We start from the raw sequence: 12,242 nt of genomic DNA, 5'->3' as shown, positions 1-12,242 counted from the left end.
CATGGGGGTACCAGGGGGTGCGCGCAGGGGCACGCGACAAGGGAGGGAGAAGGGGGAACCGGCGCGGGCGCGCCGGCGGCGAAAGTTACCGGGATTCCAATCGCTTGTGAAGCACGGTCATCAGATCCGCGAAGCCCAGCGCCCGCCAAAAGGCCTGACCCTCGACGTTCCCGCTCGCGACCTGGAGCTCGACGCGCTCGACCCCGCGGTCGCGGATCCAGCCGAGGGCCTCCTCGACGAGCGCCCGGGCCACGCCCTGGCGACGATGGGTCGGGCGGACGCCGACGTCGGTGATCTCGGCGCGCTCGGTCTCCTCGAGGATCGGCGGCGCGCGATCGACCCGGACGATGCAGAGGCCCACGAGGTCGCTCCCTGCGCCCCCCGCGGCGTCGGTGTCCGGGTTCGCGTCGTAGACGAGGATCTCCGCATCGGGATCGCGCGCCATCGCCCGCAGGAGCTCCCGCAGCTCCCCCTCGGCAACCGTCCCCCGGCGCATGCGGAAGAGCGGATCGAGCCCGGCGTGGTGCTCCGTGATCATCGTCCACAGCGCCGCGACGCGATCGATCTCCTGCATCCGCGCGACCCGCACGCGGCCACTCCGCTCACCCGACACAGACTCGCCTCCCGTCCGGGCGCCCGGATCGACCGTGTCGCTCCCGCCCCCGCGTGGACGAGTTGCACGGTACCTGCACTCCCGTTGCCGATCGAGCGAAGCCCGCTTCCGGGAGGCGCGATTCGCAGCGAGAACACGCCGTCGCGCGTGGCCTCCAGGGTCCCGAACGGGGTAGTCTGACGAGGCGTCCGCGCTGGCGGATGCGCGTGCGTCCGTCGTTCCCGCTGTTCCGTTTGCTGTGTCGTTGCGGTCCGCCCCGGTCTCGTTGGTCCGGTCTCGAGCTCCGCGCCTCGTTCCTGCTGGCCGTCCGCTCTCCGAGTGGGACGGAGACCCCGAGATGTCCACCGAGTCCTCCCTCCCTCAGACGTTCTGGATCGTCGACCGCGAGGTCGCCCCGCGAAACGCATTGGCCCGTGCGACGGGTCTGCCGGCGGAGCGTCTGGTCATCGGCGCGCCCGGTGACGCCGTCTTCGCGACGGCGAGTGCGCCCCTCGCGCTCCTGATCGCACCGAGGGGCGACTTCGAAGCGGAGCTCGACTTCGTCCACCGTCACCGCGTGGCCCTCGCCACCGCCCGCCGACTCTTCCTCGCGAGCGACGAGGACGCGAGCGAGATCCAGCGCCTCTTCTCCGCCGATGAGGACGAGACGTGCGCCGAGCGTCCGGATCCGCGCACGCTGCGCGCGCTCGTCCGCAGCGCCGCGGCCCACCGCAATGCGGCGCCGCTCACGGCGCGCCACGAACGCGAACGGATCGCCGAGCGCTTCTCGGGTTGGTTCGGCTCGGTCGACGTTCCCGGTCTGCTGCGCGCCCTCGATCCCGCGCTCGCCGGCCTGCCCCTGCTGGTCTGCGGTCGCGCCGGGAGTGGCCGGAGTCTCGTCGCACGTTATGCGGAGCTCTTTCGGAGCCGCGCCGCGTCGACCGGCGCGGTCCGCCTCGACGGCCGCGAGATCCACGGCGCCGAACGACTCGCCGAACGCATCGCGACGACCGGGTCCCTGCGGATCGAGGACGTGGATGCCCTCCCGGCCGAAGCCCAGCGCGCGCTCGCCGAGTGGATGCGACTCGGGATCGGTCCGGGCGGCGATCGCCTTCACGTGGTCGCGACGGCCGCGCCTGGCGCCGGACGCGAGACCCTCGAGCCGGTGCTCGCCGGCGCCTTCGCGGCGCTGGTGGTCGAGGTGCCGAGCCTCGCCGACGATCCGGCGGCGGTGCGACCCTTCGCCGAGCACGTTCTCTCGAGCTGGACGGCGCAGGTCGGTGGCCCGCGGCGAAGCCTCGACGACGAAGCCCTCGCCGTGCTCGAGAGTGAGGCCTGGGCAGGCGATCGCAGCGCCGTGGAGTCGCTTCTCTGGACGGCGCTGGCCTCGACGGCCCGGGATCCGCTGAGCGCGGCGGATCTCGGCGAATCGGGTGCAGCCCTCGCGCTCGCGACGCGATCGGTCGAAGACGACGGCTTCGCCACGGTCCAGACGGACGAACCCGATGATCTGCGCGCGCAATTCGCCGGCGCGCCGGTGATCCCGCCGAGCGTTCCGGCGACGTCCCCGCCCGCATCCGCGTCGGACGCTCCGACCGGGCCGAGCGAAGCCACGGCCGACCTCGAGCGGGCCTTCGCCGAGGGGCTCCCGGAGGCGACCCCGCCCGCCATCGACGCGCCGGAACCCCGGATCGCGGGCGAGGCCGACGGGGATGTCTCGACGGAGCTCGGCGCGGAGACGTTCGCGCACGCCGCGACCGAGCCCCCTACTCCTGCTACGCCCCCGGCGGCACCTGCTGCGCCCCTGGCGGCCCCGGCGCAGGCTCATGACCAATGGCGCCGATTGGCTCGCAGTCTGTCTCACGAGATCCGCAATCCGCTCGTCTCGATCCGGACGTTCACCGAGCTCCTCGACGACAACTTCGAGGACGCCGAGTTCCGCGACCGCTTCCGCGAGCTCGTCGGTCGCGATGTCGCGCACATCGACGAGGTGATCGGCCGGCTGTCGAGCGCCTCGGCGCACGAGAAGATCGAGGCGTCTCCGATCGACGTCTCGGCCCTCCTCGAGCGTCTCCTCGACGATCGTCGGGATTCGATCGGCGAACGGAGGCTGCTCGTGCTGCGGGAGCTCGAGCGCGACGCACCGATCGCCTGGGCGGACCCGACGGGACTCGAGGTCGCCCTCGCGGGCCTGCTCGACCGCGCTCTCGCGTCGCTGCCCGAGCGAGGCGATCTCTTCGTCGCGACCCGGCGGATCGATCGCGCCGCGGACGGAAACCCGCGGCTGCGGATCCTGCTCCGACACCACGATCCGGAGCGGCGCGGGGCGGCCCCGCTCGGTGCGGGCGACACGAGCGGCCTGTCCGACGTGACGGCCGCGGCGAACGTCCTCGAGTACGTGCTCGCCGAGACGATCGTCGAGGCCGGCGGCGGCCAGCTGACCGTGGACGCGACGGACAGCGCCGAGACCCTGGTCCTGGTCGACCTCCCGACGCCTTCCTAGACCGACCCCGCGGCGCCGCCGGCGGGAAATCGGCGGGGATCCGCAACAGGCGTGGTAAGCTCCCGGAATGCCTCGCATTCTGGTAGTCGACGACGAACCGGGCGTGCAGGAATCCCTGCGCATGCTGCTGAAATCCGAGGGCGACGTGACCGTCGCCGGGAACGTCGACGATGCGCTCCGGGAAGTCGCCCTCGCGACACCGAACGTCGTCCTCCTCGACCTGGTCATGCCTGGACGCAGCGGCCTCGATCTCCTCCAGGAGTTCGCGGAGCGCGGGATCCGCGCGCCGGTGATCGTGCTGACCGCGACCAACACGGTGAACGCGGCGGTCGAAGCGATGAAGCGCGGGGCGGCGGACTTCGTGACGAAGCCCTTCGAGCTCGACGCGCTCAAGCTCAAGGTCCGCGACAAGCTCGAGAAGCGCGAGCTCGAGGACGAGGTCGAGCGACTCCGTGACGAGATCGACGAACGTCAACACCTGGGCCGGATGGTCGGCCGCAGCGAAGCGATGCGAAGCGTCTTCCGCACCATCGAACGGATCGCGAAGGCGGAGGCGACCGTCCTCGTCACCGGTGAGAGCGGCACGGGCAAAGAGCTCGCCGCGCGAGCGATCCACGATCTCTCTCCTCGGGCCGAGCGACCTTTCGTCGCGGTGAACTGCGGTGCGATTCCTTCGGAGCTGATCGAGAGCGAGCTCTTCGGACACGAGAAGGGCGCCTTCACCGGCGCTTCGGAACGGCGCGCAGGACGCTTCGAGGCGGCCGACGGCGGCACGCTCTTCCTGGACGAGATCGGCGAGCTCGACCAGGCGGTGCAGGTCAAGCTCCTGCGTGCGCTCCAGGAGCGCACCTTCGAACGCGTGGGCTCGTCGCAGTCGATCAGCGTCGACGTGCGGATCGTGACGGCGACGAACCGCGATCTCGCCGAAGAAGTGAAGAACGGGAACTTCCGCGAGGACCTCTACTACCGCGTGGCCGTCGTGCCGGTCGCGCTTCCGCCGCTCCGTGAACGACGAGAAGACGTCCGGTTGCTGGCGCAGCACTTCCTCGAGCGACTCGGCCCCGACCGGACCCTCGCGCCCGCGGCGATCGGTTCGCTCGAGGGCTACGGCTGGCCGGGCAACGTGCGCGAGCTCGAGAACGCGATCGAGTACGCCCTCGCGATGGCGGAGGGCGACACGATCGACCGCGAGGATCTTCCGCCGGCGATCGGCCACTCGGGTCAGGCGGAGGCGCTCCGCGAACAGTGGCGCCAGGGCGAACGCGGCTTCGAAGAAACGGTCGCGCGCTTCGAGACCGACATCCTTCGCGAGGCGCTCGCCGCGAACGGCTGGAACCAGACGAAGACGGCCAGCGCGATCGGCATCACCCGGCGCGTGCTCAAGCTGAAGATGGACAAGCTGGCGATCGAGGAGCCGGGCCAGAGGTGAGCCCGCCCGTTCCTGGAACGAAGCCGGGACCCGCTTCTAGTCCGGCTCGAGCGTCCACTCGATCGCCTGCTCCGGTCGGTAGACGCAGGAACGTCCCGTCGTCACCGATCGCTCCAGGTGACGGGCGAGCGCCGGAGAGTGCACCTCGATCCGCGAAATCGCCGCGCGGATCCGGTTGTAGACCGACTTGCGCGCCTTCTCGACGGAAGAGCCCGCCGGACGGGCGCGTCCACCGAGTCCCGTCACCCGCCGAAGCTCGTCCTCGATCCGGACCGCCTCCTCGTCGATCGCCTCGAGTCGCCCGAGATCGCGCGCCGACTCCGCCGCGGCGCGGTCTTCGGCGAGGCGCCGGAGTCGGTCCCGATAGGCAGCGAGGGCCTGGTCGTCCACGCTTTCCCACTCGGTCTCGACGAGCACGCTCCCGGCGTCGGCTTCGCCGCTCCCTTCGAAGCGGGCGGCCGGCGCGGCGCCTTCCTCCGCGGCGACGAGGTCGAGCACGTGGATCTCGCGATCGGGCGTCGCGAGCAGCTGATGCAGATAGGCGAGTCCCTTGGTGTCTGGCAGCTCGAAGTCGTCGCCCGCGAAGGACAGCTGCCACGAGTAGGCACCACGCGCGAACCGCGCGATAGACGCCGAGGCGGCCGGCGTCGTCCGACCCGGCATCGCGCGCCCGGCGAGCGGGACGGCACGGTCGGAGGGCTCGACGCCGAGCGCCTGCAGCGACGTGATCGCCGTGCGCTCGAGGTCGGCCGCCTCGGTGAGCGGTGCCTCGCCGCCGATGGCCCGCAGGACGCGCGCCCGGTCGAGGCGCGAGGCCGCCGCCGCGAGCCGCGCGCCGGCCCGCTCGGCAATGTGCAGACTCCGTTCGTAGCGTCGGGCGGCCGCCTCCAGGTCACCGAGCGCTTCTTCGAGAGCGCCCAGGAAGCGATCGACCGATCCTCCCCAGAACGTGACCACACCGGCCATCACGACTCGACCTTCGTAGGGTGAGAGCAGCGCGCGCAGTCGCTTCGCCCGCGGCAGGTCGCCCAGGTAGGCAGCCACCCGGGCGCACGACGTGAGCATCGGCAGACGATGAAAATCGTCGGGGACGTCTTCGAAATCGGCGGCGGCGACGGAATCGAAGGTGCGCTGCGCCTCCTCTCGACGACCGGCGAGGGCGTGGATCAGCGGAATACCGATCCGGAAGACCGGCAGACCCGGACGCTCGCGTTCGATCTGCTCCATCAGCGGGAGCAGCTCGTCGGAACGGCCCTGCGCTTCGCGCAGATGGAAGAGCTGCGTTCCGAAGAAGATCAGCGCGTTGGGCGTCTGGGCCTGTTGTCCGACCTCGAGCGCCTCGAAGACGAGCCGCTCGGTCCGGGGCAGATCGCCGTCGAGCAGCGCCAGGCAAGCATCGACGCCGAGGGAGAGCCAGCGCCAGAAAGGACGTCGCATGCGCTCGGCGCTCTCGCGGAGTCGCCCGGCATCCCGATCGGCGCCAGCGCGATCCGGGAGCTGCAACCGGTCGAAGATCCGCCAGAGGAGCGCGAGCGCTTCGAGTCGCGAGGACCCGAGGTGACGCGCGAGATCCGGCAGCGAGCTGCCCACCTCGAGTCGCGCCTCGAGGTGCTCCGCGGGCAGCAGCGCATAGTGCATCGCATCCCGCGCGATGAATCGCGCCCAGGGATCGTCGAGCTCCTCGGCGAGTCGCTGGCATTCCTCCGCCCAGCGGATCAGCTCTTCGCCGAGGTCTCCGAACGAGCTCGACCGAACGCGTTGGGCCAACAGGCGCAGACGCAGCACGGTTTCGTCCTCCGGCAGGGCGTCATAGGCCTCCGCCAGCCAGCGCGCATGCTCGGGCGGTGGATCGAGGGGAAGGTCGTTGCGACCCGCGAGTCCGAGGACCGACTGCGCCCGCAGCGCCGGATCCCCGAGGCGGCGCGCGATCTGCTCGACCTCCCGGTCCGCCTCGGCGGCCTCCACCGCGAGTCCGGACTGCCAGCGCGCGTCCGCGAGCAGCACGAGCGCCTTGCCGCGCAGGGCGAGCCGTTCCTGCTCGGCCGCCGATGGGAGCCCGGACCCGCCGGCGTCGAGCGCACGCAGCGCGGTCTCGAGCAGCTCGCAGGCCACCTCGAAGGAGTAGTTCGAATAGGCCTGCCGGGCCGCCAGCATCGCGTAGTCGAAGGCGGCGCGCGCATCGGCCTCCGCGCGCGGGGCCCCGTCCCCCTCGCCCGCCGCCTGCGCCGAGACCAGCAGATGAGCCGCGAGCTGGGCATAACATTCGTGGAGCCGAAGAGAACGCGCAGCGAGCAGGGCGTCCGCCGCGCGGCGGTGGAAGTGAAGACGATCGGCCTCGGAGAGCGTCCGCTCCAGCACTTCTCGCACCACGTCGTGGGTGAATCGGACCCGGCGCGCACTGCCGTCCACCTGCTCGAGCAGCCCCGCGTCGAGCCCGGCGTCGAGACCCGAACGCGTCTCGTCGGGAGAAAGGCCCGTCGCCTCGAGCAGGTCGACGTCGAGCTCACGGCCCAACAAGCTCGCTTGACGCAGGACACGCGCGGCCAGCTCGCCCACCGCGTCGACCCTTCGCTCGATCACGGTCCGGATGCTGCCGGGGAGCGGAATCGCGTCGGGGACCGCCTCCTCGGGCGAGCCCATTCGCCCCTCGCTCACGAGGGTTCGGATCACCTCGACCATGAAGAGCGGATTGCCGCCGGTATGGGCTCGGAGCGCGGCGTGGAACACGTCCGCCATCTCGTAGCCCATGACCTCGCGGACGAGGTCTCGGATCTCTTCCTCCTCGAGTCCCTCGAGGACGAACGACTCTGCATCGCTCGCGAGCCCTTCGAGAACGTGCGCGAGGGAGGTCCGTTCGCTCAGGCCCGTGTGCCGAAAGAGCGCGACGAAGAGCACGGGCGCATGGCGCAGCTCGCGAACCGCGTAGTGCAGGAGCATCGCGCTTGCGGGATCGCTCCAGTGCAGGTCGTCGATCAGGATCGCGAGGGGCTCGAGAGACGAGGCCCGATCGAGCAGCCGCGTGACCGCATCGAAGACCGCGAAGCGATCGGGGGAGGACGTTTCGACCGACGGGCCGGCCGCCTGCCGGTCGATCAGTCGCGTGAGGATCGCGCCGTCGGCAGCCAGCCGCGCTTCGCGCTCCGAGTCGGGAAGCCGGGCCAGCACACCGCGAACGACCTGCAGCCAGGGCCAGAGCGCCGGCGCGCCTTCGATCTCGTGACAGCGCGCGGCGATCGTGCCGAGGCCGCGGTGACGGGCGAGACCGAGGACCTCGTCGGCGAGTCGCGTCTTCCCGATGCCCGGCTCGCCGCTGAAGAGGAGGCACTGTCCTCGTCCCAGGCGCGCCCCGTCGATCGCGATCCGCGCGGCGCCGAGCAGGGCCGTGCGGCCCACGAACGGCTTGGTGGCCAATCGCTCGAGCGAGGAGCTCGGCGTCGGGGCGGGATCGTCGGAAGTCATGGCACTCCAGATTATCGCCAACGACGCGCGAGAGGGGCGTTCGATATCGCTTCCGCGGCGAGCCGCCGTCGGGTTCGGGGCATGGGCGGCCATCTTCGTGGCGATGCCACGGCCCGAGTGGCGCCTCCCCGGCGGGCATGCGGGGGCAGGGATCTTGACGGGCGAGATGAACGCAGGGCGGGGGCGCCCGGGGCGCCTGATCGGCCGACGACGAGAGCTCGCGGCGCTCATCCGAACGATCGAAGGGACGGCGGTCGGTTCCGGGCGAGCCGTCTGGATCGCCGGGCCGTCGGGCATCGGCAAGACGCGCTTGATCACCGAGGCGACGCGTTATGCGGCCTGGCGGGGCCTGCGCTGCCTGGTCCAGCGCCCTCCGCTCTCCGCAGCCGAAGCCGCCGCGCTCTTCCGGTCCCCGTCGCGCGGCGACCGCGACCCGCGCTGGATCGTGCTGGAGGACGCACGAGATCGCCTGGGCCTGCCGGCGCGAAGCCTCCCCTCGGGCGCATGCCTGATCGCCTCCGGCGAAGACGCGTCGGCGATCCCTCGAGATCTTGCGGCGCTGCGACCGCAGGTGCTGTCCCTGGGCGGGCTTTCGCACGCCGAGGCGATCGAGCTGGTCCGGCGACACGGGCGCCGAGCGATCGGGCTGGAAGCGGAGCGCTCGCTCCGCGCGCTGGCGGGGCACCCCGGGAGGTTGATCGGGTGGGCCCGCGCCTCGAGCGAGGGGCCGTCGACGCCGAGGCCCTCCCCCTGAGCGGGTCCCGGCGTAGCGATGCCACGCGGGTCGTGGCGCCTCGTCGTCGATCCCGCCGGCGTCGGGAACCCGCGCCGGCCCCCGAGGAGGATTCTCATGTCGACCACTTCGACCCGCCTCGCCGCCCGGGCCGCCGCTCGCCGCGCGGCTCCGGTCGCCTTCTGCTCCGTGTTCCTGCTGAGTCTGCTCGTCTCGCTGCCCATCCAGGACGCCCAGGCCCAGCTCCTCTCGGCTTCCTCGGACGTCACGCTGGATCTCGTCCCAGGCGCTTCGAATCCGCTCGCCGACCAGGACGTCGCCGTCGACAATCGGCTGGGACTCGTCTTCGAGGAGACCCTCGGCGGTCCGCTCGTTGCGAACCCGGCGCCCGACACCGTCGGGTTCGCCGACGAAGGGGGCGGGCGGCGTCTCTTCGTCCTCGACGTCGCGACCGCCCTGGTGGGCGTGGTCGCCAGTCCCGGCGACGTCGTGCGCTTCGACGGCGCGAGCTACGAGATCGTCCTCGACGCCAGTGCCGCGGGCGTACCGCCGGGCGCACGGATCGATGCCGTGACCCGAGGGCCGACCGGGGACCTGCTCGTCTCCTTCGACGTGACCGTGAACATCGACGGCACCGTGTTCGCCGACGAAGACCTCGGGCGTCTCACGCCGGACGGCTTGTGGGGCGTCTTCTTCGATGGCTCCGAGGAGGGCGTGCCGACGAGGCTCGACCTCGACGCCGCGAGCATCGACGCGGCCGGCGTGCTGCACGTGAGCTTCGACAGCGATGGCGTGGTCGGGGGCGTCGTCTTCGCCGACGAAGACGTCCTGGCCTACGACCTCGCGACCGGCACCTGGGCGACGAGTCCGTCCTTCGACGCGTCGGCCGACGGATCCGGGAACGCCGCCGCCTGGCGCGCCGCCGACCTCGACGCGATCCAGATTCCCGAGCCGACGCTGCTGCCGACGCTCGCGATCGCGCTCCTCGCCCTGACTCGCATCGGTCGCCACAAGGCGTCCGCCGAGCGCTGAGCCCGGATCGGACGAGGCGCAGCGCCCCCGCGCTTCGTTCGTGCGCCGGACCGCACCCCTTTCCCGCGCCGACGCCGTCGGCCTTTCCACTGGAGGATCTCCGATGTCTCGAATCACCCTTCTGCCTCTCGGCCTCGCCACCGCTCTGCTGCTCGCAGCGACCTCCGTCGCCTGGGCCGACCCGGGCGTCCTCGAGATCAATGCCACCTGCGCGATCAACTCCGGCTGCTTCGCCGGGGACGGGCCGGGCTATCCGGTGCAGATCACGCCGGCCGCCCCCGCGAAGAGCTTCGTCCTGACGAGCGACCTCGTGCCGTCGAACCTCGATACCGACGGAATCGAGGTGCTGGCGAACGACGTGAGCATCGATCTCGGCGGGTTCGCGATCCTCGGCGGCGCCTGCGTCGGCACGAACGCCGACTGTTCTCCGCCCGGCGGCGGCGCCGTCCCCGCCGGCGACGGAATCGACGCGATCACGTCTCCCCCCGTCGTCGGTCTCGCCGTCACGAACGGCCGGATCGTCGGCATGGGCCGCCGCGGCATCGACGTCGGTCAGAACGCGCGGATCTCGAACGTCGAAGTCCGCTGGAACGGCTCCATCGGACTCGCGACCGCCGGCCAGGCCGCGATCTCCGACGTCGTCGCCTTCGAGAACGGCTCGACGGGCGTCGCGATCGGCTCGAACTCCACCGCGACCCGGGTCACGAGCTTCGGCAACGCGTCCGCCGGCGTGACGGGCTCGGTCGGCGCCACCCTCGACCAGGTGACGGCCCGCGGCAACGACGGAAGCGGCATCAGCGTCACGTCCCACACCACGGTCCGGAACTCGACGTCGACCGGAAACGGAGACGGCGGCACGATCGACGACGGGATCAGCTGCGGTGCGGGCTCGATGATCGTGAACAACGCCGTCGAGGGGAATACCGGTGACGGGATCGATTGCCAGGGCGACTCCACCCTGATCGGGAACGCGGTCCGCAACAACGACGGCGACGGCATCGAGTGCGACAACAGCTGCACCATCCTCGACAGCTCGGTCGTCAGCAACGGCGACCAGAGCGGCGACGACGGCATCTCCTGCGGCCAGGGGTGCAACGTGCGCGGCAACACGATTCGCGGCAGCAACTTCGGCAACGGCATCTCGCTCGGGGCCGACAGCGGGTACGCGAACAACGTCGTGACCGCGAACCCCGGCGCGGGCACGGTGAGCGGCGGAGTCAACTCGCTGGGCAATCTCTGCAACGGCGGGACCTGTCCCTGAGCCCGCTCGAAGCGAAGGCTTCCACCCCGAGGACCGCCGGACGGAAGACGCCGGCGGTCCTCCTGTCACGAGGTCCGAAGACATGAAGCGCCAACGGAATCGACGCGTCGCCACCTTCGCTCTGCTCTCGCTCCTGCTCGTGAGCCCGCTCGCACGCGCCTCGGACGGCGTGCTCGAAATCAATCAGACCTGCGCCGAGAACACGGGTTGCTTCGCCGGAGACACGCCCGGCTTCCCGGTCCAGATCACGCCCAGCGCGCCTGCGAGCAGCTTTCGGCTGACCGGCGACCTGGTCGTCCCCATCACCACGGACGGGATCCGGATCTCCGCGAACGACGTCCATCTCGATCTCGGCGGCTTCGCGATCCTGTCACCCGACTGTGTCGGCACGGCCGACGACTGCACGCCGACGACGAGCTTCGGCGCCAACGGCATCGAAGCGAACACGCTGATCGAGGGCGTGTCCGTCTCGAACGGCTCCGTGGTCGGCATGTACGGTACCGGGCTCTGGCTCCGCAGAAGGGCCCACGTGGAGAACGTCCACGCGCGGTGGAACGCCGCCGGTGGCATCCGTGTCGATGCGGGGTCGCGGGTCGTGAGCTGCTCGGCGACGGCGAACGGCGCAGAGGGGTTCTCCCTCTCGGTCGATGTGACGGCGACACGACTCGTCGCGATCGGGAACGGCGATTCGGGCGTGTCCGCGGGCGCCGGCAGCACGCTCGATCAGATCGTCGCCACCAACAACGGCGACACCGGCATCGTCCTGATCGGCGGCGCCAGCCTCGACGACGGCACGGCGCGGAACAACGGCGACGGCGATCCTTCGGATCACGGCGTCCAGTGCGGCGACCTCGGGGTGGTCCGCGATACGGTCGTGCGCTTCAACGACGGCGACGGAATTTCCTGTGGCGACACGGCGAGCCTGATCGGCAACGCGGCGCGGGACAACGGCGGGGACGGAATCGAGTGCGGCAACGGCTGCACCCTCCTCGACAACACGTCCTTCGACAATGGCGATCAGGCCGGCGACGACGGCATCAGCTGTCTCAACGGCTGCAACGTCCGCCGGAACACCTCCCGCTCGAACTTCGAGAACGGGCTCCAGCTCGGCATCGAATCCGGCTACGCCGACAACGTCCTCTCGAACAACGCCGCGGTCGCCGTCTCCGGGGGCGTCGACATGGGTGGCAACCTCTGTGACGGCGCGGCCTGCCCCTGACATCCGGGCCGCAC

The 12,242-nt window shown here is 71.1% G+C and carries 8 protein-coding genes; 6 read left to right on the top strand and 2 right to left on the bottom strand.

All coding sequences use genetic code 11. The annotated features are described in order from the left end of the window. Nucleotides 1-85: 85 nt before the first annotated feature. The gene (locus NXI30_10165) at nt 86-589 is read right to left on the bottom strand and encodes a GNAT family N-acetyltransferase (protein ID MCR9094569.1); all 504 of its coding nucleotides are present in this window, start codon (nt 587-589) and stop codon (nt 86-88) included. A gap of 361 nt (nt 590-950) precedes the next feature. Between NXI30_10165 and NXI30_10160 the strand changes: the two genes are divergently transcribed. Continuing rightward, complete coding sequence (locus NXI30_10160) at nt 951-3,095, top strand: hypothetical protein (protein MCR9094568.1); 2,145 nt, start codon at nt 951-953, stop codon at nt 3,093-3,095. A 67-nt stretch (nt 3,096-3,162) separates the two neighbouring features. After that, nucleotides 3,163-4,524, top strand: a complete 1,362-nt coding sequence (locus NXI30_10155) for a sigma-54 dependent transcriptional regulator (protein ID MCR9094567.1) — start codon at nt 3,163-3,165, stop codon at nt 4,522-4,524. A 36-nt stretch (nt 4,525-4,560) separates the two neighbouring features. On the opposite strand, the gene NXI30_10150 is transcribed toward NXI30_10155, so the two are convergent. Next, entirely contained in the window at nt 4,561-7,983 is a 3,423-nt protein-coding gene (locus tag NXI30_10150) for an AAA family ATPase (protein MCR9094566.1), read from the bottom strand. Here NXI30_10150 and NXI30_10145 point away from each other — a divergent pair. The 4 genes from NXI30_10145 to NXI30_10130 all read left to right on the top strand — a co-directional run bounded on the left by NXI30_10145 (nt 7,982) and on the right by NXI30_10130 (nt 12,228). After that, nucleotides 7,982-8,737 (top strand): ATP-binding protein, encoded by a 756-nt coding sequence (locus tag NXI30_10145; protein MCR9094565.1) that lies wholly within the window; start codon nt 7,982-7,984, stop codon nt 8,735-8,737. The two genes, NXI30_10150 and NXI30_10145, sit on opposite strands and share 2 nt — an antisense overlap. A gap of 96 nt (nt 8,738-8,833) precedes the next feature. Beyond that, complete coding sequence (locus tag NXI30_10140; GenBank protein MCR9094564.1) at nt 8,834-9,748, top strand: hypothetical protein; 915 nt, start codon at nt 8,834-8,836, stop codon at nt 9,746-9,748. 103 nt (nt 9,749-9,851) lie between these two features. Next, on the top strand, nt 9,852-11,009 hold the full coding sequence (locus NXI30_10135; GenBank protein ID MCR9094563.1) for a right-handed parallel beta-helix repeat-containing protein: 1,158 nt from the start codon (nt 9,852-9,854) through the stop codon (nt 11,007-11,009). 82 nt (nt 11,010-11,091) lie between these two features. Continuing rightward, nucleotides 11,092-12,228: a hypothetical protein gene (locus NXI30_10130; GenBank protein ID MCR9094562.1), complete on the top strand. Its 1,137-nt coding sequence runs from the start codon at nt 11,092-11,094 to the stop codon at nt 12,226-12,228. Nucleotides 12,229-12,242: the final 14 nt, after the last annotated feature.

It is taken from the genome of bacterium (assembly GCA_024742285.1).
In the GTDB taxonomy this organism is placed as follows: domain Bacteria; phylum Myxococcota_A; class UBA9160; order UBA9160; family UBA4427; genus UBA4427.
This window is presented reverse-complemented; position numbering and strand designations above follow the sequence as displayed.